Raw genomic sequence first — 24,613 nt, forward strand, 5'->3', positions numbered from 1 at the left:
CACGACCGTCAGGCGCCGGCGCCCGGCGCCTCCACCGGGACGTCCTTGTGCCAGGACTGCGTCATGTACGACGTGGTCCACCCCATCGACGTGTACAGCCCGTCCGCTCCGGTGGGCGAGTCGGCGTCCACCTCGAGCCCGACCCGGTCGCGGCCCCGGGTCGCGGCGTCGGCGATGACCGTGTGGAGGAGGCCCTTCGCGACGCCCCGGCCGCGGGCGTTGGAGAGCACGCCGAGGTAGTCGACGTAGGACCCGTTGGGCCCGTCGTCGGAGATGCTCTCGGTCGCGACCAGGGCGCCGGCCGCGACGGGGGCGCCGGCGTCGACGATCTCGGCCAGCCACCAGTGGTCCCACCGGTGTCCCGGGTCCTGCCGCAGCCGGTGGACGAACTCGGCGAAGGTCTCCTCGCGCGAGTTGAAGTGGTCGGTGAAGGCACCCTCGAGCACCTCGTGGACGGCGCGGAGGTCGGCCTCGTCGGGCATCCCGTCGTCGGCGCTGCCGACGGCCCGGAACAGCACGCCGTTCTTCTCCCAACGCTCCGGGTCGGGCACGAGCCCGGCCTCCGCGGGGGTGACGGGCCGGCTCATCTGCCACCACGACCGCACCCGGTCGAAGCCCGCCCCGGCCAGCCACGCGTGCTGGCGGGGGTCGTCGGCGAACGCGCCGGTGTCGATCTGCTGGACGGCGAGCCCGCGGGCGGCGCCGACCTCGCGCGCCTGGCCCTCGGCCCAGGCGAACAGCACGCGGGAGCAGGCCCCGGCGACCCGGTGGTCGAGGTCGCGGGCGACGACGTGCACGTAGAGCATCCGGCCGGCCGCGCGGTCGTGGACGCTCCCCCACGCCTGGATCACGCCGTCGGTGTCGCGCACGACCACGTTCTCGCGGGTGCGCGTGCCGAGGTCGGAGATCTCGACGAGCACGCCGTCGCGGTCGGCGCCGGCCCAGCCGCGCCCCGCGGTCTCGTGGCCGCGGAGCAGCTCGACGAGGCGGTCGACGTCGGCGTCCACGGCGGGGTCGACCGTGTCGACCAGCCAGCCGTCGGGCAGCGGTGGGTCACCGGGCAGGAGCTCGTCGGGGTCCGACTCGAATCGACTGTCGTCCGGGATCACCCGTGCGATTGTGCCGCACGGCCACCGCGTGTCCGGCGGCCGCCCTCAGGAGCGTCTCAGGCGTGCTTGCGCAGGTCGACGTGGGAGCCCTCCCACGCCAGCAGCTCGGCGCGCACGACGTCGAGCTCCTGCTCCAGCTCCGCGAGGCGCACGATGGCCTCCGCGGCGCGGTCCTCGGCGGCCTGCAGCTTGCGGCGCAGCTCGTCGCGCTCCGCCACCGCGGCGTCGGCGCGCTTCGCCTCCGCGTCGGCCCGACGGGTCAGCTCCACCACCTTGGCCTGGGCGAGCTCGACGGCCTGCTCGAGGTCGCTGATCGCCTTCTCGCGCGCGGAGATCGCGTCGTCACGGTCGGCGATGCGACCCTCGACCGAGGCGATGAACTCGGCGTTCTCCTCGGAGCGCTGGGCGGCGAGCTCGGCGTACTCCTTCGCCTGAGACGCGCGGTCCGTCGCGGCGTCGCGCCGCGACGCCATCAGCTCGGAGTGGGCGATGCGCAGCGCGGCCGCCCCCAGGAGGACGGCGACCGCACCCGCGACGGCGACGGCGACGAAGGAGCCGGTGGGCACGACGGCGGCCAGCAGCACGCCGGAGGCAACGATGAGGGCGACGGCCACGACGAGACGCGTGCTGCGCTGCCGGCGACGAGCGTTGGGGGAAGCCATGCTCGCCACCCTAGGGAGCAGGGGGCTCCGCAGGGACGCGACACGCCCGTTCGAGCAGCAACGACGCGGCCAGCACGGCCCCGGCGGCCACCGCGGCCACGAGGCTGCGGGTGAGGCGCTCCTCCGCGACGTACGACGCGGAGCCGAGCCAGCTGACCGCGTGCCCGACGTACCCGCCCACCAGGAGGGCCCCCACCAGCGCGCACGCGCGCGCCAGCACCAACCGGTTCACGGCTTGGTGGGCGAGCAGGTCGGCGCGGGCGCGCTCGATCGTGCGCCGGGTGAACCAGGCGGTGCCCGCCAGGATCGCGGCGACCAGCACGAGGAGCAGCACCTGCGTCCAGCTCACGGGCGGCACCACGACGCCGAGCGCCCGGCCGAGCCGGTGGAGCAGCCAGCCGCCGACGAGACCGACGACGACGAAGGCCGTCAGCGCCGCCGGCGAGACGGGGCCGAGCCGCGGGCCGTCGGGCTCCCCGTCCCCGACGTCCCCGGGGCCGTCGCGTCCGTCAGGCGGGGTTGGCGAGGACGAGGTCGTCACGCCGCTGGAGCCCCTGGTCGCCGGTCGCGCCGAGCAGGTCCGCGACGCGGCCGTGGTCGGGGATCTCGGCGTCGGGCTCGAGGTCGTACCACGGCTGCAGGACGAACGCCCGCTCCGCGGCACGCGGGTGGGGCAGCTGCAGCCACGGCTCGTTGCTGCGGCGGTCGCCGACGACGATGAGGTCGACGTCGAGCGTGCGGGGCGCGTTGACGATGCCGTCCCGCTCGCGGCCGAAGGCGTCCTCGATGGCCTGCATGCGGTCGATGAGCCGCGCGGCCGACAGCGTCGTGTCGAACAGCACCACGGCGTTGAGGAAGGTGTCGGAGCCCGCGGGCGCGCCGAGGGGCTCCGACTCGTAGACCGCGGAGACGTTCGTGATCCACACCTCGGGGGTGTCCGCCAGCGCGTCCACCGCGCCCTGCAGGTTCGCGAACCGGTCGCCGAGGTTGGACCCCAACGAGACCACCGTGCGGCGGATGGGTCGCATCTCCCCGGTCAGGGTGTCCGCGTCGATGATGTGGGGGTTCGGAGTCTCGGTCACCTTGGGCCTCGTTTCCGTTCGATCGTCAGCGCCACGTCGGTGAACGTCGTGGGGATGGGTGCGTCAGGCTTGTGGAGGGTCACCCGGACCCATTCAACACGACCTTCCAACAGCACCACGTCAGCGATGCGCTGGACGACCGTCTCGACGAGATCGACGGGATCGGACTCCACGGCGGCCTTCACCGCCATGGTGAGACTTCCGTAGTCGACGGTGTCGTGCAAGTCGTCGGACGCCGCCGCGGGGGCCGTGTCGAGGCCCAGCACGAGGTCCACGACGAACCGCTGTCCCTCTCGCCGTTCGTCGGGGAACACGCCGTGGTGCGCCCAGCACTCGATGCCGCGCACGGCCAGCTCGTCGGTCACGCCTGCTCCTCCCCCGTCACGCCCTGCCGGGCCGTCTGCCAGGCCTCCCGCACGGCCAGCACGTCGTGGCTCGCCCGCACGTCGTGCACGCGCACGCACCACACGCCGGCCGCCGCCAGCATGACGGTCAGCGCGGCCGTCGCGTGGTCCCGTCCGTCCACCGGACGCGGTCCCTCGGGCCCGGCCAGCAGCCGGCCGAGGAACGTCTTCCGGCTGGCGCCGACCAGCAGGCGGTGCCCCAGGGCGTCGAGGCGCTCGAGCCCCGCGAGCAGCTCCCAGTTGTGGTGCGCGCCCTTCGCGAAACCCAGGCCGGGGTCGAGCACGAGCCGCTCGGGCGCGATGCCGGCGGCGAGGGCGGCGTCGCGACGTACCGCCAGCTCCTCCGCCACCTCCGTCACCACCCCCCGCGGGTAGTCCGCGAAGTCGGTCATCCGGTCGGCGTGGGCGCGCCAGTGCATGGCCACGTACGTCGCACCCGCCTCCGCGGCCACGGCGAGCACGCGGGGGTCGGCCAGGCCGCCCGAGACGTCGTTGACCACGGTGGCACCGGCGACCAGGGCCGCCTCGGCGACCTCCGCCCGCATGGTGTCCACCGAGACGGTGACACCCGCGGCCGCGAGCTCGCGGATGACGGGCACGACGCGGTCGAGCTCCTCGGCCAGCAGGGGCCGAGTCGCTCCCGGCCGCGTCGACTCACCCCCGATGTCGAGGAGGTCGGCCCCGTCGGCGACGAGGGCGAGCCCGTGCGCGACGGCGCGCTCGGGGTCGGCCCACCGGCCCCCGTCGGAGAAGGAGTCGGGCGTGACGTTGACGACGCCCATGAGGAGCGGACGCACGGACCGGCTCCTCAGCGACGCGGGCTGTGGATCAGCGCCATGGCCTCCGACCGCGTGGTCGGGTCGTGCATCTGGCCCCGGACCGCCGAGGTCAGCGTGCGCGCGCCCGCCTTGCGGACCCCGCGCATCGTCATGCACAGGTGCTCGGCCTCGATCACGACGATGCAGCCGCGCGGCTCGAGGATCCGCATGAGGGCGTCGGCCACCTGGGTCGTGAGCCGCTCCTGGACCTGGGGGCGCTTGGCGTAGACGTCCACCAGGCGGGCCAGCTTGGAGAGGCCGGTGATCTTGCCGCTCGCCGACGGGATGTAGCCGACGTGGGCAACGCCGGTGAACGGCACGAGGTGGTGCTCGCACATGCTCCACAGCTCGATGTCGCGCACGAGGACCATCTCGTCGTGGCCGATGTCGAACGTCGTGGTGAGCACGTCCTCCGGCTGTTGGCGCAGCCCGGCGGTGAGCTCCGCGTAGGCCCGCGCCACGCGGGCGGGCGTCTCCTGCAGGCCCTCCCGGTCGGGGTCCTCGCCGATCGCGAACAGGAGCTCGCGGATCGCCGCCTCGGCCCGGTCGTGGTCGTAGTCCGGACGCGCGGCCGGGTCGGGGTTGGACACCGGGCTGATCACGGCGCACCCGGGGCGGGCGGGCCGGGCGGCGTGCCGGGCGTGCCCGGACCACCGTGGACGTCGCCGTCCGGGCCGGGGGGCGTGATGATCGCGCCGCCCTCGCCCTTCTCCAGTGGCACGGCACCCTCGGCCGCGCGCTGCCGCACGGCCGCGGGGATCTCGACCGGCGGGATCGCGGAGGGGTTGCGCGTCGGGGAGCCCGTCCACGCCGGTCGCACGGGGCGCCGGCGGAGCGGCTCGAAGACGGCCGCGATCTCCGCCTTGTCGAGCGTCTCCCGCTCGAGCAGCGCGAGCACCAGCGCGTCGAGGACGTCGCGGTTCTCCTCGAGGATGTCGAACGCCTCCTGGTGCGCCGCGGCGAGGAACTTCTTGGTCTCCTCGTCGACGATCGCGGCGACGTCCTCCGAGTAGTTGCGCTGGTGGCCCATGTCGCGCCCCAGGAACGGCTCGCCGCCCGAGTCGCCCAGCTTGATGGCGCCGAGACGCTCGGTCATGCCGTACTGCGTCACCATCGCGCGAGCGAGGCTCGTCGCCTTCTCGATGTCGTTGCCGGCACCCGTCGTCGGGTCGTGGAAGATCAGCTCCTCCGCCGCCCGGCCACCGAGCATGTAGGCCAGCTTGTCGAGCATCTCGGAGCGGGTCTGGGAGTACTTGTCCTCGTCGGGCAGCACCATCGTGTAGCCCAGCGCACGACCGCGCGGCAGGATCGTCACCTTGTGCACCGGGTCGGTGCCGGGGAGGGCCGCCGCCACGAGCGCGTGGCCGCCCTCGTGGTAGGCCGTCACCAGCTTCTCGTGCTCGTTCATCAGGCGCGTACGACGCTGGGGGCCGGCGATCACGCGGTCGATGGCCTCGTCGAGGGCGTGGTTGGTGATCAGCTTGTCGTTGGAGCGGGCCGTGAGGAGCGCGGCCTCGTTGAGGACGTTGGCGAGGTCGGCGCCGCTGAAGCCCGGGGTGCGGCGGGCCACCGACATGAGGTCGATGCCCTCGGCCAGCGGCTTGCCGCGCGAGTGGACCTGCAGGATCTTGTGCCGACCCGCCAGGTCGGGGGCGTCCACCTGGATCTGGCGGTCGAAGCGACCCGGGCGCAGCAGCGCCGGGTCGAGCACGTCGGGGCGGTTCGTCGCGGCGATGAGGATGACCCCGCCGCGCACGTCGAAACCGTCCATCTCGACGAGGAGCTGGTTGAGGGTCTGCTCCCGCTCGTCGTGGCCGCCGCCCATGCCGGCGCCGCGGTGCCGACCCACGGCGTCGATCTCGTCGATGAACACGATGGCCGGGGCGTTCTCCTTGGCCTGCTCGAACAGGTCGCGGACACGGCTGGCGCCGACACCGACGAACATCTCGACGAAGTCGGAGCCGGAGATCGAGTAGAACGGCACGCCGGCCTCGCCGGCCACCGCGCGGGCGAGCAGCGTCTTGCCGGTGCCGGGCGGGCCGTAGAGCAGGACGCCCTTGGGGATCTTCGCGCCGACGGCCTGGAACTTCGCGGGCTCGGCGAGGAACTCCTTGATCTCGCCGAGCTCCTCGATCGCCTCGTCGCACCCGGCGACGTCGGCGAACGTCGTCTTCGGCATGTCCTTGGTGATGAGCTTGGCCTTGGACTTGCCGAACTGCATGACGCCGCGGCCGCCACCGCCCTGCACCTGGTTCATCAGGAAGATGAAGAGCGCCAGGATGATGATGAACGGCAGGAGGCTGACGAGCAGCGAGCTCAGCAGGCCGGGCTGCGGGTTCTCCGAGTTCGACTTCTCGATCGTGCCGGCCTGCACCTGCTCGTCGACCGCCGCGAGGATCGTGTCCTGCTGGCCCTGCACGTAGTAGGCGACGACGTCCCGGCCGCCCTCGCGCTTCACGTCGTCGTCGAGGGTGGCCTCGATGCGCTGGTCGCCGTCGATGAACGTGATGTCCTTGACCTGGCCGTCGGCGATGTACTTCTCGAGCCGCGACGTGTCGATCTCATCGGCGCCGTCACCGGACACCAGGAACTGCAGCGACAGGAGCACCGCCACCACGGCGAGGACGATCCAGAGCCAAGGCCCCTTGAACAAACGCTTCACAGGCTTCTTCCACGACGTGATGACGGGCGGCCGTCGCGACCGGCCCAGGACTCAGGGGACGAAACTACCGCGCCCGCGCGGTCTGTCCGCCCTGCCGCCCGATTCTGGCAGCAGTTCCCAAGGACCGGCTGAGCGTGGGATCAGGAGTAGACGTGCGGAGCCAGGGTCCCGATGCACCGGAGGTTGCGGTAGCGCTCCTGGTAGTCGAGCCCGTAGCCGACGACGAACTCGTTGGGGATGTCCCACCCGACGTACTTCGGCGTCACGGGCATCGCCAGCGCCTCCGGCTTGCGGAGCAGGGTCGCGATCTCGACGCTCGCCGGGCTCCGGCTCGACAGGTTGGAGATCAGCCAGCTGAGCGTGAGCCCCGTGTCGATGATCTCGTCGACGACGAGCACGTGCTTGCCGGAGATGTCGGTGTCGAGGTCCTTGAGGATCCGCACGACCCCGCTCGACTTCGTGCCGGAGCCGTAGGACGACACGGCCATCCAGTCGGTCTCCACGTGGCGGTCGAGCGCGCGGGAGAGGTCGGCCATCACCATGATCGCGCCGCGGAGCACGCCGACGACGAGGAGCTCCTTGCCCTCGTAGTCGGCCTCGATGCGGCGGGCCATCTCCTCGAGCTTCGCGAGGATCTCCTCCTCGGTGAAGAGGATGTTGACCAGGTCGTTCTCGACGGAGGAGGCGTCCACGGGAGGTCAGCCTGCCACAGGTCGCCGGGGGGCGGGGCGGCGGCCCGCGCCCGCCTCAGGCGGTCGGCCGGAACCGCACCGTCGGCCCCCGGCGCTCCGCGGTGACGTGTCCGGGGAGCTGCACCGCCGCTCCCCCCGGAGCGTCGGCGAGCTGCGCGAGGGCATCGACGTGCACCGCGAACAGCTCGGCGTCCCGGGCTCCTGCGGCGAGCGCCGCCCGCCGCAGGACGCGGGTCCCGATGGCCCGCGGGAGGCTCGCCAGACCCGCGAGGTCGACCTCCGTGGCGAGGTCGCGCCCGTTCACGACGTCCCCGTACGCCGCGTCCGCGACCTCCTCGAGCGCCGCCAGGTCGTCCTGGAGGAGGTCGGCGGTGCGCGCGAGGTTGTGGCGCACCCGGCGGTTGAGCACGTCCTCGAGCACCGGCAGGACCTCCGCGCGCACGCGGGCGCGCAGGAAACGCGGGTCGCTGTTGTGGGGGTCGGTCCACCAGGCGATGCCCTCGGCGGCGCAGGCCGCCTCGGTCTCGGCCCGCGTCACGTCGAGCAGGGGCCGGCGGAACACGTCGAACCCGCGGCGCATCCCGGCGATGGAGCGCCCGCCGGACCCGCGGGCGAGACCGAGCAGCACCGTCTCCGCCTGGTCGTCGAGCGTGTGCCCGAGCAGGACCACGGGAGCCTCGACCGTGGCGGCGACCTGGCCGAGCACGGCGTACCGCGCCTCCCGTGCCGCCGCCTCCACGCCCCGACCGGCGGAGCCGACGCTCACCGTCGCCGAGAACGTCTCGTCGGCCCCCAGCGCCGCCATCTGCTCGACGACGCGCCGCGTGTGGTCGGCCGAACCCTCCTGGAGACCGTGGTCGACGACCGTGCCGACGACGTGGGTCCCGGTCGCGTCGCGGGCGGCGCGGGCGACGAACACCGTGGCGGCCAACAGCGCCAGGGAGTCGGCGCCCCCGCTGCACGCCACGACCACCGTCGGCGGCCGCTCGGCCTCGAGCACGCGGCGTACGGCGGAGCGCACCGCCGCGACCGCCGGCGGGAGCGTCACCCGTGCACGCGCGCGACCCAGGCGGCGGGGTCGGCGATCTCGGCCTTGGACGGCAGGTGGTCGGGCGTCGCCCAGACGGCGTTGAACTCCTCCATGCCGACGCGGTCGACGACGTGGCGGACGAAGGCGGCGCCGTCGCGGTACTGCGCCATCTTCGCGTCGAGCCCGATCATGCGGCGCACGAGCCGGTCGAGGAAGCCGAGCCCGTCCCGGCGCTGCTCGAAGGCCTTGCGGATGCGTCGGACGGTGGGGATGACGGCGGGGCCGACGCCGTCCATGACGACGTCCGCGTGCCCCTCGAGCAGCGACATGACACCGGTGACGCGGTCGACGATCTCGCGCTGCTCCGGCGAGCCCAGCATGTCGACCAGCGAGCCGCGGGCGCCGTTGCGCACGGCGTCGACGACGCGGGACAGCCCGTCCTCCAGCACCGACGAGGGATCGAGCGTGCCCGCGAGCGCGTCGACCTGCTCGCGCAGGTGCTCGCGCAGCCACGGCACCGCGGTGAACTGCACCCGGTGCGTCTCCTCGTGGAGGCAGACCCACAGGCGGAAGTCGGTGTGGCGCGCGCCGATGTCCTCCGCGACCTGCCAGACGTTGGGCGCGACGAGCAGCAGACGGCCGTCGGGCGCGACGTCCGCGGGCGCGAACGGGTCGAACTGCCCGAGGACCTTGCCCGAGAGGAACCCGAGGAGCACCCCCAGCTCCGCGCCCGTCACCCGGGAACCGACGGCGGTCGTGGCGCGGCGGACGACGGCGGGCGGCTGGATCCCGCCCTCCGCGCTCCGCTCGGCCAGCCGGGCGAGGAACGGCTCCATCATCACGGCGAAGCTCTGCGTGTTGGCCTCGATCCAGCGGGGTCGGTCCACCACGAGCACGGGCGCCGCGTGCGGGGGCGCGACCAGTCCGGTGAAGTCGGCCACGAGGTCCGTCGAGCGCGCCGCGTCGGACCGCAGCGCCGTCACCGTCTCCGCGACCTGGGCCGCGGGGACGTCGGGGGCCGGCGGGGCGAGACGGGAGCCGAGCCGCGCAGCGAGGTCCCAGTCGATGGCCGCGCCCGGGGAGGAGGTCATGCCGGCGACAGTACGTCGCGGCCGGTCGCCGCAGCGGCGCCATCGCTCGCGGTCGGGCCGTCGGTCGCCCCGTCGGTCGCCCCGTCGGTGGGGCCGTCGGTCGGCCCGTCGGTCGGCCCGTCGGTGGGCTCCTCGGGCGCCGCGCCCGTCGTGCAGACGCAGGCCGCGAGCGCCGCCGCGGTGCGGTCGATCGCCTCACGGGCGTCGAGCGCGGCCGCCGGGTCCACCCCGTCGGCCACGACGACGAACAACAGGGGCTGGCCCGTGGCGTCCTGGACGATCCCGGCGAGGCCCTGCACGCCCGTCAGGGTGCCGGTCTTCGCCCGCACCGAGCCGAGCCCTGCGGGGTCGGCCGTCGTGAAGCGGTTGGCGAGCGAGCCGGAGAAGCCCGCGACCGGCAGCCCGCTGAGCACGTGGCGCAGCTCGGGGCGGTCGGGCGACGAGGCGACGGCGAGCACCTCGACGAGCGTGGTCGGCGCCAGCAGGTTCTGCCGCGACAGGCCGCTGCCGTCGGTGAGCACGTCGGCCCCCAGGTCGACGCCGAGGCCGGCGAGCACGCGCCGTACCCCCGCGGCGCCGCCCTCGAAGGACCCTGCCCCCTCGACCTCGAGGCCGACGTGGTGGGCCAGCACCTCGGTGGTCTCGTTGTCGCTCACGGCGAGCAGGTGCTCGACGATCTCGCCGAGCGGTGCGCTGTCCACCGCGGCGAGGCGCGGGCTGTTGCCTGCGAGACCCGTCGACGGCTCGCCGACGACGGTGATGCCCGCCTCGGCCAGGGCGCCTGCGAACCAGGCGGCCGTCGCGGCGGCGGGGTCGGCGAGCGGGTCGCCCTCGTCGTCGTACCCCCGGTCGGAGGTCAGCGCCGCGATCGGCGCGACGACGTCGTCGGGCACGTAGGACGCCGGCCAGACGGGGTTGATGCCGGGGCCCGTGAAGAGGCTGGCGTCGTAGGACAGCTGCACCTGCGTCCGTCCCGCCTCGGTCAGCGCCGCGGCGGTGGCCGTGGCGAGCTGCCGCAACGACGGACCGAAGCCGTAGCGCGAGGGCCGCTCCGTCGGCACCGGCTCGCGGGTGAGCAGCGGGTCGCCGCCACCCACGAGCACGATGCGGTGCACCGCGCCGGCAGCGTCCGCGGCGCCGTCCGTGACGGCGTCCGTGGCGCCGTCGGTCGGCTCGGCGGGGCCGGCGTCGACGACCTCCGTGGTGAAGGTGTGGTCGGGGCCGAGGGTCTCCAGCGCCGCCACGGAGGTGAGGACCTTCGTGGTCGAGGCCGGGACGACCTGCGGCACCCCCGCCGTCCAGGGGTCGGCGCCGCTCAGCGGCGCCACCGCCACCCCCACGCGGGAGCCCAGGTCCTCGTCGGCGAGCTGCGGCGTCAGCGCGGCCTGGAGCGCCGCCGGATCGAGCGCCCCGGCGGTGGCGTCGACCGCGGCGAGGAGCGGGTCGGGCTCCTCGACGGGCGGGAGCTCGAGGCCCTCCGGGGCCGCGACCGCCGCGGGGTCACCCGTCCGGTCGTCGGGGTCGCCGAGCCACCGGTCGGCCAGGCCGAGCCTCCACGCCCCGGCCCCGGCGCCTCCCAGGAGGACCAGGACCAGCACGACGAGGAGGGGGACCTTGACGCCCCGCCTGCGACGCGTGCCCTTCGCCACCTAGGATCACCTCAGTTTCGATCGGTTCGGCGTCATTCTGCGCGAGGGCACCGACAGACCTGACCGTGGCCTCCGGTCGCGGCACCAACACGATCGACCGCGCCGGCGCGGTCGCGATGCGGAAGGCAGCAGCGTGCTCGAGTTCGACGTACTCGTGGAGATCCCCAAGGGCGAGCGGAACAAGTACGAGGTGGACCACCACAGTGGTCGCCTCCGTCTCGACCGCACGCTGTTCACCGCGACGCAGTACCCGACGGACTACGGCTACATCGAGGACACCCTCGGCCAGGACGGCGACCCGCTCGACGCGATGGTCATCCTCCTCCAGCCGACCTTCCCCGGTTGCCTCATCAAGGCCCGCGCGATCGGCATGTTCCGCATGACCGACGAGGCCGGCGGCGACGACAAGGTGCTGTGCGTGCCCGCGGGCGACCCGCGCTACAGCCACTACACGGACCTCGGCGACGTGTCGAACTTCGACCTCCTCGAGATCAAGCACTTCTTCGAGGTCTACAAGGCGCTCGAGCCCAACAAGTCCGTCGAGGGCGCCGACTGGGTCGGCGCCGAAGCCGCGCAGGCCGAGGTGGCCGCGTCGTTCCAGCGGTTCAAGGACAACGGCAGCAAGTACTGAGCTTCTCTGCTCAGCAGCGCCGGCTCCGGCCGGTACGGCGAGGGCGGGACACCCACCGGGTGTCCCGCCCTCGTGCTGTTCCGACTCCTCGGCGTGTAACGCGGTGTCCGGGCGTCCGTGGAGGTGGTCGACCACCGCACACGTAGCACCAGCACCGCACCAGTTGATCCAGCCGGCCGGTCGGGGCCCCGCCGGCCGGACCGTAGGTCGCGATGGCGACCCGGCCGGCGGCGTACGACATCCCCCGTTGTAACGCGGTGTAGGTGCGTCCGAGCGCGCTGCACAACACGTCCATGGACACGCGGACACCGCGTTACAACCGGTGGTGGTGGCGCCCTGCAACCCAGCCCCGCGCCCGGGGACCGTCAGGCAGCGACGCCCGCGCGCACGCCGCGGAAGTACGCCAGCGCGCCGGACGGGCGCACGGAGAAGCCCTCGAGCCCCGCGTCGGCGGCCCAGCGGCGCAGGTCGTCGGACGAGCACATGGGTCCGATGAGCCCGCTGGCACGACCCACCCGGCGCATCGGCTCCCACCGCCGCCCGGTGTCGGTGAGCACGGCCGAGCCGAGCAGCGTCCCGCCGGGGCGGAGCACCCGCGTCATCTCGACGAACGCCGCGTGGGGGTCGGGGAAGCAGTGCAGCCCCGTCAGGCTGAGGACCCGGTCGACGTGCTCGTCGGGGAACGGCAGCGCCGTCACGTCGGCCTCGAGCAGCGTCACCTGGTCGGCCACGCCGAGCCGCTCCGCGGTGCGCCGGGTGCGCGCGAGCATGGCCGGGGCCAGGTCGGCCGCGACGTACTCGATCCCCTGCCCGGGCCGCACCCCCCGGAGCGCGACGCCCGAGCCGCACGGCACGTCGAGCACCCGCGAGCCGGCGGGCAGCGTGCCGGTCTCGTCGGCCGCGGCGAGCAGGAGCCGCAGGTCGGAGCCGACGGCCAGGCGCCAGCCGGGGACGCCGAGGCGCGGGTGGTCGACGGAGTAGCTGTAGACGTGCGCCCACGCGGGGTCGTCGGCCCATCCCCCGGCGAGCCCCCGCAGGCGACCCACCGCGTCGCGCAGGCTCACGCCGGCTCCGCGACCTGCTCCGCGACCCGCTCGGCCGTGTCGCCCTGCGTGTGGTGGCCGGGCTCGTCGCCGGCGGCGGCCGGCTCGCCGGCGACCACGACGGGACCGAGGAGGTCCGGCGCCCCGAGCACCTCCTCGGGCACCCCGAAGGCGTCGACCAGCTGGCGGGCGATGGGGCGCACCCGCCGGCACAGCGCGTCGACCTCGCGTCGGACGGCCTTGGACCGGGCCGCGGACATCCGCCCGCTCTCCATGAACCACGCCCGGTCGGCCTCGATCATGCGCAGCGCGTTGAGGTCGACGAGCAGGCCCAGCGCCCGCTTCTCCGGCCCGTCGGGGAGCCCGGCCACGCGGGCGACGAAGGCCTCCTGCACGACGCGGTCCATGTGGGCCCGCGCGGCGGCGATGACGTGCGGCTGCACCTGCGAGAAGACCGCCCCGGGGTTCATGCCGCTGTCGACGCCCCGCTTGAGGCGACGGGCGGCCGAGGAGATGACCTGCTCCTCGCGGTAGCGCAGCATCGCCAGCTGGTAGTCGGTGTCGAGCAGACCGGCCTCGTCCTCGTCGTCGGTCCCGCTCGGCAGGAGGTCGCGGACGCGGTCGAGGAGCTGGTGGGCGCGGGTGCGCTTGACGATCTCGTCGAGCGCGATGCCCGCGACGAGCTTGACCATCTCGAACTGGTCGGCGTCCTGGAAGTCGCCGGCGTAGTCGGTGAGCAGGCCCTTGGCCACGAGCTGCAGCAGCACGTGGTTGTCGCCCTCGAAGGTCGTGAAGACGTCGGTGTCGGCCTTGAGCGCGGCGAACCGGCTGGCGGACAGGTAGCCCGCCCCGCCGCACGCCTCGCGGCACTCCTGGATCGTGCGGGTGGCGTGCCACGTGCCCACCGCCTTGAGGCCCGCGGCGTGCGACTCGAGCGCCCGGCGGGACCGCTCGTCGGTCTTCTCGCCGGAGAACACCGCGTGCAGCTCGGCTGCCAGGTCCTCCTGCGCCACGTGGAGCGCGTAGGTCGACGCGAGCAGCGGCAGCAGGCGCCGCTGGTGCTGCCCGTAGTCGAGCAGCAGCTCCTCCTGCTCGCCCGTCGCCTCGAACTGGCGTCGCCGCTCGGCGTACCGCACCGCCAGCACCATCGCGACCTTCGCCGCGTTGATGCCGGCGCCGCCGACGCTGACGCGGCCCTGCACAAGGGTGCCGATCGTCGTGAAGAAGCGCCGTCCGGGGCTCTCGATCTCCGAGGAGTAGACGCCCGAGGGCGACACCGTCGCGAACCGGTCGAGCAGGTTCTCCCGCGGGATCCGCACGCCGTCGAACCACAGCCGCCCGTTGTCGACGCCCTGCAGGCCCATCTTGTGGCCGCAGTCCTGGATGCGCACGCCGGGCGCCGGCACGAGCTCCCCCGCCTCGTCGCGCACGCGGATCGGCACGATGAACGCGTGCACGCCCTGGCTCTCCCCACCGATGTGGAGCTGCGCGAACACGACGGCGAGCTCGCCGTGACGGGCGGCGTTGCCGATGTAGTCCTTGCGGGCCGCGTCGTGGGGCGTCTCGATGACGAACTCGTCGGTGCCGACGTCGTACGTCGCCGTGGTCGCCAGCGCCTGCACGTTGGAGCCGTGGCCCGACTCCGTCATCGCGAACGACCCGAGGATCGTGCCGTCGATGATCCCGGGCAGGTACGCCGCGTGGTGCCGCTGGGTGCCGAGCTGCAGCACCGCGCCGCCGAAGAGCCCGAACTGCACGCCCACCTTGACGAGGACCGACAGGTCGCCGAACGCGAGCGTCTCGAAGGCGGCGATGGACGCGCCGATGTCGCCGCCGCCGCCGTGCTCCTCGGGGAACCCGAAGCCGGTCTGACCGGTCGAGGCGACCTGCTGCACGATCTCCAGGACGCGGTCGCGATAGGCCTCGCGGTCGAGGTCGTCGACCTCGCCGAGGAGGTCGGCGTGCTCGACCAGGTTGCGGCGCACGAGGTCGCGGACCTCGGCGTACTTCCCGTCCAGGATCCGCTGCAGCGCGGCCGGGTCGGGGGCGACGGTGTGCTCGGGAGCGGCGTCACGGGCGACGCCCAGGTCGGTGGCCATGCCGCCAAACTACCGGCGGGTCACCAACCCCGGGAGGGACTCAGTCGCCGGTGCGGGCCGCGGGCCGGTCGTCGCGACGGTGGAGCCGGCGCCACAGCCGCGACAGGTTGAGCCGCGAGGCGCTCGGCGAGCGCTCCTCGTCGGTCTCGACGCGCACGTCCGCGTCCCGGCCGTCGGGTCCCAGCGGCACCCGCGACGTGGTCGTCGTCGGATGGCTGGAGAACCCGCGTCTCTCGAACTTCTGCCCGCTCGCGACGCCTCCCACGTAGAACGCGACCACCGCGATCATGGCGCCGGCGACGTCGTCGGCCACGTAGTGCCAGCCGAAGTAGAGCGTCGCGATGATGGTGAGGCCGAAGTTGGCCCAGAAGACCCAGTGCACGATCCGGCTGCGGATCGTGTACTGCACCATCAGCGCCCACAGCAGCGTGATCGCGGTGTGCAGGCTGGCGAAGGCGGCGGTCGACTGCAGCCCGTCGCCGTCCCCCCAGAGCACGTTGGTGCGGCTGTAGAACAACGAGTCGGCGAGCTGGCTTGCCCCGGTGTCGAGGTCCGCGTAGAGCCACGGGAAGGCGAACTTCGGGCCGAGCGCGGGCAGCATGTAGTAGGTCGCCGTGCCCAGCGTCCAGGCGATGACCTGCGAGGTCACGAACCAGTAGCCGAACGAGATGTTGCGCGACCAGATGGTCCACACGGCGACGAGCACCGGCACGAGCGGCAGGTACCAGAGGTAGATCGTCGAGATGAACTGCTCGAACCAGGCGAACCCGAAGACCGTGTGGAGCACGGCGGAGGGGTCGTTGCCGAGGAACAGGATCTTGTCGAGCGCGTGCAGCTCGGTGTCGTACTTCTTCTCGCCCAGCACGAACGGCAGGAACGACTTGAGGTTCCGGTAGCAGGCGTAGGTCACGTAGAAGCAGCCGATGCCGAGCGCCACCAGGGTGAACCGCTCGCGCGTCCAGTGCTCGCGCCAGCGCGCCTTCACCAGGTCGGGCACCTGGGACAACCGCATCCGGGAGTGCCACAGCGCACGCGGCACGAGGTCGGCCAGGAGCGCCAGTCCGACGAGGAGCGGGAAGCGCAGCCAGCCCGGGCCCAGGAAGCCCTCGGGGTCCACGACGCTGCGTCCGAGCGACAGCGCGGTGACGACCGTGAGGATCGCCATCGTCGCTGCAACCCCGATGAGGAGGACGTAGGCGCGGCGATACACGCCGGTCAGTGTAGACGTGCGTCCGCCGCCTCCCCTCCCCGCCGGTGCCCGGCGGTCCCGCCGAGCGGCGCCGTCCCCGCGGGGTCGACGCGCACCTCGACCCGCGCGCCGGGCTCGGGCTCGGGGGCGGCGGGCAGCGGCACGACGTCGACCGGACCGACCCCGTCGAGGTCGACCAGGAGCCGCCGTCCGGCGCTCGTGGCGCGGGCGTGCAGCACCGTGCCCGGCCGCGTCCCCGCCGTCCCGCCCGCCGTCCCGCCCGCCGTCCCGCCCGCCGCCGCGACCGCGAACGCCGTACGGCGCACCGCCCGGTCCCCGACGACGTGGGGGTAGCCCAGGAGGCGGGCCACGGCCGCGTCCCGAGGGGCGGCGTCGACGTCCGCGACGGTGCCCTCCTGCACGATCCGTCCCTCGCGGACGAGCGCGACGCGGTCGGCGACGGCGTACGCCTCGTCGACGTCGTGCGTGACGAGGAGCGCCGTCGTGCCGGCGGCCCGCAGGATGCCGGCCAGGTCCCCCGCCAGCCGCTCGCGCAGGGCGCGGTCGAGCGCGGAGAGCGGCTCGTCGAGGAGCAGCAGGCGGGGCGCGCAGGCGAGCGCACGAGCGAGGGCGACCCGCTGCCGCTCGCCGCCCGACAGCGTCCCGGGGGCGCGGTCCGCGTACCCCTCCAACCCCACCAGCGCCAGCAGCTCCGCGACCCGTGCCTGCCTCGCCGCCCGGGGGGTGCGCCGCAGCCGCAGCGGGTAGGCCACGTTGCGGCCGACGCTGAGGTGGCCGAAGAGCTGGCCGTCCTGGAACATCAGCGCGAAACCGCGGCGGTGCGGGGGGACGCCGGCCAGGTCGGCACCGTCGAACGCGACCGAGCCCGCGACGAGCGGTTCGAGCCCGGCGACCGCCCGGAGCAACGTCGACTTGCCGCTGCCGGAGGGGCCCAGCACGGCCAGCACCTCGCCCGCGGGCAGGTGGAGGCTGGCGTCGGCGAGGGCGGGCACGTCGTCGTACGCCACCGTCACCCCGCGCAGCCGCAGGCCGCCCTCCGGATCCTTCTCGTCCACCATCACACCGCTCCCACGCTCGGCACCCGCAGGCGCTCCACCGTCAGCACCACCACCGTCACCGTCGCCGCCAGCACGACCGCCGCCGCCATCGCCATCCCCGGGTTGGACTGCGCCCCCGTCGTGCCCGGCGACCCCAGGAGCCGGCCGATCACCACCGGCAGCGTCGGGTGGTCGGGGCGGGACAGGAACGACGTCGCGCCGAACTCCCCCAGCGACGTCGCGAAGGCGAACCCGGCGGCGGCCAGCAGCGGACGCCACACCACGGGCAGGTCGACGACGAGCAGGGCGCGGGCCGGCGAGGCGCCGAGGGAGGCCGCCGCCTGCCGCTGCCGGTCGTCGACGCTGGCGAGCACCGGCACGAGGGTGCGCACGACGAGGGGCAGCGCCACGAGCGCCTGCACGAGGGGCACGAGCAGCGGCTCGTCGCGCAGGGCCAGGGGCGGGCGCGCGACCGTGACCAGCAGCCCGAAGCCGAGCACCACGGCCGACACCCCGAGCGGCAGCATGAAGAACCCGTCGAGCAGGCCGCGCACGACCCGCTCGGGCCGGGAGCGGGTCCGGCGCGTCACCACGAGCGCGACGAGCAGCCCGAGCAGCAGCGCCATCCAGGTCGCGTCGACCGCCACCTGGAGGGAGTTCCGCAGCGCGGTGAGCACGGGTACGTCGAGGGCCGTGGTGATCCCGGGCTCGTCGAGCGCCCGGTAGTTCGCCAGCGTCCACGCCCCCCGCACCCGGAGCGAGGCGACGGCGAGACCCACGATCGGGAGGGCGGTCGCGAGCACGACGAGACCGGTCACGACGATCGCCGGCCCGTCGCCGCGGCGGGGCCGCCGGGGTCGCGGCGGCACCCGGTCGACGGGCACGGCCCCGTGGGCCCGGCCCCGCAGCCGGCCCAGGAGCGCGAGCAGCACCACGACGGTCGCCACCTGCACGAGCGAGAGGCAGGCCGCGGCGGGCAGGTCGAAGGCCCGGGTCAACAGGTAGATCTCGGTCTCGACGGTCGCGTAGCGGAGCCCGCCGAGCGTCAGCACGACCCCGAACGCCGTGGAGCAGAAGAGGAACACCACCGCCGCCGCCGAGGCCAGCGCGGAGCGCAGCGCCGGCAGCGTCACCGTCAGGAGCACCGTCACCGGGCGCGCGCCCAGCGCGGCGGCGGCCTCCTCGGCCCGCGGGTCGAGGCCGGCCCAGGCACCGCCCACGACCCGCACGACGACGGACACGTTGAAGAACACGAGCGCGGCGACGATCGCGGCGGGCGTGCCGTCCCAGCCGAGGAAGGCCAGCAGCCCGCCCTCGCCGAGCAGCGCCCGGAAGGCGGCGCCGACGACGACGGTGGGGAGCACGAACGGCACCAGCGTGAGCGCCCGCAGCACCCGGGCGCCGGGCACGGCGAGGCGGAAGAGCACGTAGGCGACCGGCAGGCCCAGCAGGAGCGAGACCAGCGTGCCGAGCCCGGCCGACCACAGCGTGAACCACAGGACCCGCCCCGTGCGGTCACGGCCGAGCACCTCGACGAGCCCGCCGAGGTCGAGCTGCCCGTCGGGCGCGAGCCCGCGCACGAGCATCGCGCCCACGGGGAGCACGAAGAACACCCCCACGACCCCCAGCGGCAGCGCCGCGAGGGCCAGGAGGCGCAGCGCGCGGGTCAGCGCTGCGTCTCCTCGCGCCACTCGCCGATCCAGGTCTCGCGGTTCGCGGCGATCTCGGCGGGCTCCATCGCGTACGGCGCATCCGGCCGCGGGGCGAACTCGGCCCACGCCGTGGGGAGCTCGACGTCGTCGCGCACCGGGTAGACGTACATGTTGTCCGGCAGGGCCGCCTGCACGTCCTCCGACAGGAGCCAGGACACGAGCTCCTCGGCGCCCTCGGGGTTGTCGGCGCCCCGGAGCACGCCGGCGTACTCCACCTGCGTGAAGCACGTGTCGAGCAGCGCGCGGGTCGTCGTCGCCGACCCGTCCTCGGTCGTCGTGAACGCGGGCGAGGAGTCGTAGGACAGCACGATCGGCCGCTGGCCGTCCTCGCCGCCGGCGGTGAACGACGTGTAGTAGGCGTCGCTCCACCCGGCGACCAGCTCGGCGCCGTTGCCGACGAGCTCCCGCCAGTAGTCGCGCCACCCGTCCTCGCCGTACGCCGCGATCGTCGTCAGCAGGAACGCGAGCCCCGGGCTGGAGTCGACGGGGCCGGGGGTGACGAAGAGGTCGGCGTAGGTGGGGTCGACCAGGTCGTCGAGCGACTCCGGCTCGGGAATCCCGCGCTCGGCGAACCACGCCGTGTCGACGTTGACGCAGACGTTGCCCGAGTCGACGGGCACGAGGCGGTCCTCGCCGGCCAGCGCGTAGGCGTCCGCACCGGGCGGCAGCTCGCCCTCGAACGGCTCGAGGGCGCCGACGTCGAGCAGGCGGCTCGCGAACGTGTTGTCGACGCCGAAGACCACGTCGGCACCGGCGTCGTCGGGGTTGAGCGCGATCTCGGTGACGACCGCGCCGGCGTCACCGGGCTGGCGGACCTCGAGGTCGACGTCGTGCTCGGCCTCGAATTCCTCGACGAGCTCGTCGGGGAGGCTGAAGGACTCGTGGGCGACGAGCACCAGCTTCTCGGTGCCGCCGCTCGCGCTCTCCTCCTCCCCGAACGTCGAGCAGGCCGCGAGGGCGGGCAGGACCAGGGCGCCCGTCACGAGGGTGGGCAGGATGCGACGCATGGCGTGACTCCCTTCGCCGGTGCTAACCGGAGCAGGTTCGAGGGTCTGCGGCGGATCCGCACTCTCAGCGCCCCGGCCTCTCGGCACTCGGCGCTCCCCTGTCGTTGTGGGAGCGACCCTACGCTGCGCGCGTCGACGCCCGTGAGACGGTCGGCCCATGGACGTGCGCACCCTTGCCTTCGACGAGCTGCCCCCGCGGCTGGCCTACCGGGTCTGGCAGCTCCGGCAGGAGGTCTTCGTGGTGGAGCAGGAGTGCCCCTACCCCGACCTCGACGGCCGCGACGACGAGCCCGCGACGCGGCACGTGCTGCTGCTCGACGGCGACGACCTGCTCGGCTACCTGCGGGTGCTGGCGGACGGCCCCGACGGGGAGGTGGCACGCGTGGGCCGGGTCGTGCTCGCGCCGGCCGCCCGGGGGCGCGGGCTCGGCACGCCGCTGATGCGCGCGGCCCTCGACGTCGTGGGCGACCGGGTGTCGGTGCTGAGCGCGCAGGCGCCGCTCGCGGGCTGGTACGGCGCGCACGGCTACGTCGTCAGCGGCGAGGGGTACGACGAGGACGGCATCCCGCACCTGCCCATGACGCGGCCCGCGGGGGGCTGAGACAGGCGCCGCCCGGAGCCGGCGCGGGCCCGGCCGAGGCCGAGGCCGAGGCCGAGGCCGAGAAGTGTGCAGCTGGGACACCTCCGGCTCGCTCCGGGCCGCACCAGCGGCACAGTTCCGCGCCCGACCGATCGCCCACCGGCGAGCCGGACCCCGGCCCAGCCCGGACCCGACTCAGGCCCGGCGGTACCGCGCCGGCACGCCGCTCACGGGATCGCTGCCCGGGAGGGCGTCGGCGGCGGCACCGATCGCGTCGGCGAACCCCTGGTCGCGCTCGACGACCGCTTGGCCGCGCGCGACGAGGACCTCCAGGTGGGCCCGCGTCTCCATGACGGCGAGGGCCGCGTTGAACCGGTCGAGCGACGACCAGGCCCGCTCGTGGCGGGTCCAGGTGAGGTGGCTGGCGACGTCCTCGGCCGTGACTCCCGCGCCGCCGTTCTCGAGGGGCGCCAGGCTCTGCTCGAGACGAGCCTCGTGGTGGGCCAGGAGCTCGTCCACGCGGGCGTGGGCCGATCCCGTGACCGGGCCGTGGGCGGGGAGCAGCCGGAGGTCGGGCAGCGCCCGCACCTTCGCCAGCGAGCCCATGAAGTCGGCGAGCGCCCCGAGGCGGGTGTCGGGCTCGAAGCCGATGGAGGGCGTGATGGTGGGCAGCACGTGGTCGCCCGCGAACAGGAGCCCGGCGGCGGCGTCCGCGAAGACGTAGTGCCCGGCCGTGTGGCCCGGGGTGTGCACCGCGTCGAAGCGGCGCTCCCCGACGGTGATCGGGACGTCGCCCTCGATCCACGTGTCGGGCAGCCCCCAGGTCTCCGCCTCGTCGTCCGCCGGAGCGGCCAGCCACGCCTCGGCCGTGCGCACCGAGCCCGCGTCGGCGAGGTGGGCGGCCATCACGCGGCGTACGGCGCTGCCCTCGGCCGCCAGCCGCAGCGAGGTCTCCTCGCCGCGGCCCAGTGCGACCTCCGCTCCGTTGACGTGGCGGAGCGCGACGGCCTGGGAGTAGTGGTCGCGGTGCACGTGGGTGACGAGGAAGCGGCGGATGTCCCCGACACCGGCGTCGATGCTGGCCAGCGCCTTCTCCAGCGCCTCGCGCGACTCCTCGATCGCCCAGCCGCCGTCGACGAGCGTGAGCGACCGACCCCGGTCGTCGGTGGTCTCGACCGCGTAGACGTTGACCGCGCGGAGCCCGTCGTTCGGCAGCGGGAGCGGGATGCGGTGCACGCCCGGAGCCACCGGCCACGCCCCGGGCGTGGCCCAGGGGCGGTCCGAGTCGGGCGAGATGGCGTCGGCGGTGCTCACCCCGGCAGGCTAACGGCTGGCCGAACGGCCGCTCGGGCGGGTGGGGTCGCGGTCAGGGACGCGCGTTCCGGCGGCGCCGCCGGAACGCCAGCACCTGCGTCGCGAGCGCCAGCACGCTGAGCACGCCGATGACGATCGCGCCCCACCACGCCCAGGTCGGGACCGTGTCGCGGCCCAGGAGCAGGACCACGGCAGCGATGACGACGCCGGCCACGTTCGAGACCGCCTCGACGACGGGGAAGCGGGACGCGGCGGTCGCGTCCAGCATGGCCTCCGTCGTCGCGCGCCCGACGGTCGTCGCCTCGTGGGCCGTCACCGGCAGGTCGGAGGTCCCCGCGAGCACGTCCAGCGTCTCGGGCGGCAGCCCGAGGGCGGCGACCACCTCGGGCAGGTCGACCGGGTGGCCGCGGAAGGCGGACCGGCGCCGTACGGGGTCGGCGCCCCACGACGTGAAGTCCTCGTCGGCGTGCTGGGGCACGAGGTCCGCGAGCACGTCGGCCACGAGGACGCGCGCGGGCTCGACGTCCTCGAGCCCGTCGGGGTGCACGGCGGGCCAGAGGTCCGCCGGCCAGTGCCGACCGCCGACCACCTCGCCCTTCGCGACGTCGAGCACCGTCGCGTGCCCGGCGTCGAGCAGGACCAGGACGCCCGTGGCGGAGCGACCGGTCGCGGTGGTGGAGACCAGGTGGGCGATCACGTCCTCCTCGGCGGGGACCACCCCGGGGGCGGGCACCCAGGTCACGAGGTGCCACCCGCGCACCTCGCGCACCTCGGTGCGCGAGCCAGCAGCGTCCTTGCCGACCGGGCGGTACTCGCGGTCGCCCGCCGGGAGCACCAGGACGGCGTGCCACCCGTCGGCCAGCCGGGTGTCGACCTCGTCCTCGAAGCGTCGGAAGACGACGCTGCTCGCCGGGGCCCCGAGGTGATCGGCGAGCTCGGGCACCGCGAGGTCGAAGCCGTAACCCTCGCGCCCCACCCTCAGGAACCGCCAGCGGGCGCGCGCATCCTCGGCGCTGTAGCGCCCGTGGGTCTCGCCGACGGTGAGGAGGGCGGCGCGGCCCCGTTCGTCGAGGCCGACCCGGCCGACGCCGCCGGTCGTGCGGACCGCCGCCGCGAGGGCGTCGACCTCGACGCCGGGGAACGCCACCTGCATGAGCTCGACCTGGTCGCGGGAGCGGAACATCTCGCCTCGTGAGCCGCGCTCACCGAGGACGCCGGCCCGGCCTACGTGCAGCGGGGCACAGCGGAAATGGGAGAACCGCGGTGGCGTCTCGGGTCACCACCGCGGTTCGAGAAGAAGTATGCCTCGCGTTCACCGGACTCGTCTCAGTTTTCCTGCGAAACCCCCGCAACGTCTCCGCAAGGCCCCCGACGCCCCAGGGTCCCGGCGCGTCTGCCCAGGTCAGGCGGCCTGCGCGACGCCCCCGTGGACGTCCACCACGCCCGTCGTCGAGCGCTCCTGACGGCGGCGATCGCGGGCCGCGCCCCGCCGTACGGCGCCGGGCCAGGCGTGCAGCCGCACGTGCGGCGCGCCGGTGAGCGCGCGCTGCCACCACGGCGCGGTGGCGACACCCAGCGTCACGAGGGCGCGGCCGCGGCATTCGACCCGCACGACCACACCGCGCTCGGCCATCCGCGCCGCCGCCTCGCGCACCTCGCGGCTCGCGCGCACCCGGCCGAAGCCGGCGACCTCGTCGACGCGGAGGACCAGTCCGTCACGGTCGCGCACCAGCACCGCCGGGACGGCGCCGTCGCGGCCCGCCAGCTCGAGGAAGAGGCCGCCCACGTGGCCGACGCACCGGTGATCGCTCATGGAGAACAGCGTCCACTACCGCCCCCAAAATCTCAACACGAAACCTAAACGGATTGTTGAGGTATAGGATCAGGGTCATGGCTCACGACCGTTCCTCCGACGCCGGTTCGACGTCCGTCGGCGACCTCGCGATCGGTGAGCTCGCGGAGGCCACGGGCGTCAGCGTCCCCACCCTCCGCATGTGGGAGCAGCGCCACGGCTTCCCCGTCGCCCGCCGACTGCCGAGCGGCCACCGCCGCTACGAGGCCGCCGACATCGAGCTCGTGCGCCAGGTGCTCGCCCACCGAAGGGCGGGGCTGCGGCTCGACCAGTCGATCTCCCGCGTGCAGCTCGCCGCCAGCCCGCCCACCGCCTCCGTCTTCGCCGAGCTGCGCGGCGTCAACGTCGGTCTCCCCGTCCACCGGCTCAGCAAGGGCACGCTCGTCGCCGTGTCGTGGGCGATCGAGGACGAGTTCATGGCCCGGGCCCAGCGCCCCCACCTGTACGGCGCGTTCCAGCGCGTCCCGTTCTGGGAGCGAGCCGAGCCGCGGTGGACCGACCTGGCGCGGCGCGCGGCGACGACCATCGTCTTCGCCGACTTCGACGACTCCGACCCGCCGGCCCAGGCCGGCACGGTGCGCCGGGTGGGCCTGCCGGAGGACTCGCCGCTGCGGAGCGAGTGGGCCGTCGTGTGCGACTCCGACGACCTCTGCATCGCCCTCTCCGCCTGGGAGATCCCCGGGCAGGCGGACGTGCCCGACCACCGCCGCGAGTTCGAGGCCGTGTGGTCCCTGCGACCGGCCGACGTCGCGACCGCCGCGCTCGTCTGCGCCACCGCCGCCGGGGAGTCCGCGACCGTCGCCAGCGAGGGGGCGCTGCTCCGCGCCGTGCGCCCCGGTCCGCGGGTCGACGCCGAGTGGGCAGCGGCCGAGGCGCTCTTCGCCCGGATGGTCGCCTACGTGGACCGCCGGCAGCGCTGATCGCACCTC

Annotated in this window: 24 protein-coding genes and 1 riboswitch; of the genes, 3 read left to right on the forward strand and 21 right to left on the reverse strand. The window is 74.3% G+C overall.

Features of this window, described 5'->3' with window-relative positions; genetic code table 11:
* Positions 1–8 precede the first annotated feature (8 nt).
* The 12 genes from PIR53_12915 to dacB all read right to left on the reverse strand — a co-directional run bounded on the left by PIR53_12915 (position 9) and on the right by dacB (position 11,199).
* Positions 9–1,109: a GNAT family N-acetyltransferase gene (locus PIR53_12915; protein WZH50920.1), complete on the reverse strand. Its 1,101-nt coding sequence runs from the start codon at positions 1,107–1,109 to the stop codon at positions 9–11.
* Positions 1,110–1,165: 56 nt separating this feature from the next.
* Positions 1,166–1,771, reverse strand: a complete 606-nt coding sequence (locus tag PIR53_12920) for a hypothetical protein (GenBank protein WZH50921.1) — start codon at positions 1,769–1,771, stop codon at positions 1,166–1,168.
* Between the two features lie 10 nt (positions 1,772–1,781).
* Positions 1,782–2,312 (reverse strand): DUF3180 domain-containing protein, encoded by a 531-nt coding sequence (locus PIR53_12925; protein ID WZH50922.1) that lies wholly within the window; start codon positions 2,310–2,312, stop codon positions 1,782–1,784.
* Positions 2,281–2,853 carry a 2-amino-4-hydroxy-6-hydroxymethyldihydropteridine diphosphokinase gene (gene folK, locus PIR53_12930; GenBank protein ID WZH50923.1) on the reverse strand — a complete coding sequence of 191 codons (573 nt, stop codon included), beginning with the start codon at positions 2,851–2,853 and terminating at the stop codon, positions 2,281–2,283. Before folK ends, PIR53_12925 begins: the two co-directional genes overlap by 32 nt.
* Positions 2,850–3,218 (reverse strand): dihydroneopterin aldolase, encoded by a 369-nt coding sequence (gene folB, locus PIR53_12935; GenBank protein WZH50924.1) that lies wholly within the window; start codon positions 3,216–3,218, stop codon positions 2,850–2,852. Before folB ends, folK begins: the two co-directional genes overlap by 4 nt.
* Entirely contained in the window at positions 3,215–4,039 is an 825-nt protein-coding gene (gene folP / locus PIR53_12940) for a dihydropteroate synthase (GenBank protein WZH54453.1), read from the reverse strand. The genes folB and folP overlap by 4 nt, the downstream gene beginning before the upstream one ends.
* A 26-nt stretch (positions 4,040–4,065) precedes the next feature.
* Entirely contained in the window at positions 4,066–4,674 is a 609-nt protein-coding gene (folE, locus tag PIR53_12945) for a GTP cyclohydrolase I FolE (protein ID WZH54454.1), read from the reverse strand.
* Positions 4,674–6,737, reverse strand: a complete 2,064-nt coding sequence (gene ftsH, locus PIR53_12950; protein ID WZH50925.1) for an ATP-dependent zinc metalloprotease FtsH — start codon at positions 6,735–6,737, stop codon at positions 4,674–4,676. Before ftsH ends, folE begins: the two co-directional genes overlap by 1 nt.
* 140 nt (positions 6,738–6,877) lie before the next feature.
* Entirely contained in the window at positions 6,878–7,429 is a 552-nt protein-coding gene (gene hpt, locus PIR53_12955; protein ID WZH50926.1) for a hypoxanthine phosphoribosyltransferase, read from the reverse strand.
* Between the two features lie 55 nt (positions 7,430–7,484).
* Positions 7,485–8,477 (reverse strand): tRNA lysidine(34) synthetase TilS, encoded by a 993-nt coding sequence (tilS, locus tag PIR53_12960; protein ID WZH50927.1) that lies wholly within the window; start codon positions 8,475–8,477, stop codon positions 7,485–7,487.
* The gene (locus PIR53_12965; protein ID WZH50928.1) at positions 8,474–9,550 is read right to left on the reverse strand and encodes a zinc-dependent metalloprotease; all 1,077 of its coding nucleotides are present in this window, start codon (positions 9,548–9,550) and stop codon (positions 8,474–8,476) included. Before PIR53_12965 ends, tilS begins: the two co-directional genes overlap by 4 nt.
* The gene (dacB, locus tag PIR53_12970; GenBank protein WZH50929.1) at positions 9,547–11,199 is read right to left on the reverse strand and encodes a D-alanyl-D-alanine carboxypeptidase/D-alanyl-D-alanine-endopeptidase; all 1,653 of its coding nucleotides are present in this window, start codon (positions 11,197–11,199) and stop codon (positions 9,547–9,549) included. Before dacB ends, PIR53_12965 begins: the two co-directional genes overlap by 4 nt.
* A 133-nt stretch (positions 11,200–11,332) precedes the next feature.
* Here dacB and PIR53_12975 point away from each other — a divergent pair, with 133 nt between their 5' ends.
* Positions 11,333–11,830 carry an inorganic diphosphatase gene (locus PIR53_12975; GenBank protein ID WZH50930.1) on the forward strand — a complete coding sequence of 166 codons (498 nt, stop codon included), beginning with the start codon at positions 11,333–11,335 and terminating at the stop codon, positions 11,828–11,830.
* A gap of 365 nt (positions 11,831–12,195) precedes the next feature.
* Here the strand turns inward: PIR53_12975 and PIR53_12980 are convergent, their stop codons facing one another.
* The 6 genes from PIR53_12980 to PIR53_13005 all read right to left on the reverse strand — a co-directional run bounded on the left by PIR53_12980 (position 12,196) and on the right by PIR53_13005 (position 19,938).
* Entirely contained in the window at positions 12,196–12,894 is a 699-nt protein-coding gene (locus tag PIR53_12980) for a methyltransferase domain-containing protein (GenBank protein WZH50931.1), read from the reverse strand.
* Positions 12,891–14,972 carry an acyl-CoA dehydrogenase gene (locus PIR53_12985; protein WZH50932.1) on the reverse strand — a complete coding sequence of 694 codons (2,082 nt, stop codon included), beginning with the start codon at positions 14,970–14,972 and terminating at the stop codon, positions 12,891–12,893. The genes PIR53_12980 and PIR53_12985 overlap by 4 nt, the downstream gene beginning before the upstream one ends.
* A 40-nt stretch (positions 14,973–15,012) precedes the next feature.
* Positions 15,013–16,182, reverse strand: coding sequence for a phosphatase PAP2 family protein (locus tag PIR53_12990; GenBank protein ID WZH50933.1), 1,170 nt, complete (start codon positions 16,180–16,182; stop codon positions 15,013–15,015).
* Between the two features lie 5 nt (positions 16,183–16,187).
* Positions 16,188–17,240 (reverse strand): ABC transporter ATP-binding protein, encoded by a 1,053-nt coding sequence (locus PIR53_12995; protein WZH50934.1) that lies wholly within the window; start codon positions 17,238–17,240, stop codon positions 16,188–16,190.
* Entirely contained in the window at positions 17,240–18,910 is a 1,671-nt protein-coding gene (locus PIR53_13000) for an ABC transporter permease subunit (protein ID WZH50935.1), read from the reverse strand. The genes PIR53_12995 and PIR53_13000 overlap by 1 nt, the downstream gene beginning before the upstream one ends.
* Entirely contained in the window at positions 18,886–19,938 is a 1,053-nt protein-coding gene (locus tag PIR53_13005; protein ID WZH50936.1) for a thiamine ABC transporter substrate-binding protein, read from the reverse strand. The genes PIR53_13000 and PIR53_13005 overlap by 25 nt, the downstream gene beginning before the upstream one ends.
* Positions 19,930–20,048: riboswitch (TPP riboswitch) on the reverse strand. (Overlaps the previous gene by 9 nt.)
* A 47-nt stretch (positions 20,049–20,095) precedes the next feature.
* On the opposite strand from PIR53_13005, the gene PIR53_13010 reads away from it, so the two are divergent.
* Entirely contained in the window at positions 20,096–20,539 is a 444-nt protein-coding gene (locus PIR53_13010; protein WZH50937.1) for a GNAT family N-acetyltransferase, read from the forward strand.
* A 174-nt stretch (positions 20,540–20,713) separates the two neighbouring features.
* Here the strand turns inward: PIR53_13010 and PIR53_13015 are convergent, their stop codons facing one another.
* From PIR53_13015 to PIR53_13025, 3 genes are all read right to left on the reverse strand, one after another.
* Positions 20,714–21,832 carry an MBL fold metallo-hydrolase gene (locus PIR53_13015; GenBank protein WZH50938.1) on the reverse strand — a complete coding sequence of 373 codons (1,119 nt, stop codon included), beginning with the start codon at positions 21,830–21,832 and terminating at the stop codon, positions 20,714–20,716.
* A gap of 52 nt (positions 21,833–21,884) precedes the next feature.
* Positions 21,885–23,015, reverse strand: a complete 1,131-nt coding sequence (locus PIR53_13020; protein WZH50939.1) for a hypothetical protein — start codon at positions 23,013–23,015, stop codon at positions 21,885–21,887.
* Positions 23,016–23,234: 219 nt separating this feature from the next.
* Positions 23,235–23,645: a hypothetical protein gene (locus PIR53_13025; protein WZH50940.1), complete on the reverse strand. Its 411-nt coding sequence runs from the start codon at positions 23,643–23,645 to the stop codon at positions 23,235–23,237.
* A 77-nt stretch (positions 23,646–23,722) separates the two neighbouring features.
* Between PIR53_13025 and PIR53_13030 the strand changes: the two genes are divergently transcribed.
* A complete protein-coding gene (locus PIR53_13030; GenBank protein ID WZH50941.1) occupies positions 23,723–24,604 on the forward strand; it encodes a DICT sensory domain-containing protein in 882 nt (293 codons plus the stop codon).
* Positions 24,605–24,613: the final 9 nt, after the last annotated feature.

It is taken from the genome of Nocardioides alkalitolerans (genome assembly GCA_038184435.1).
Lineage (GTDB): Bacteria > Actinomycetota > Actinomycetes > Propionibacteriales > Nocardioidaceae > Nocardioides > Nocardioides alkalitolerans_A.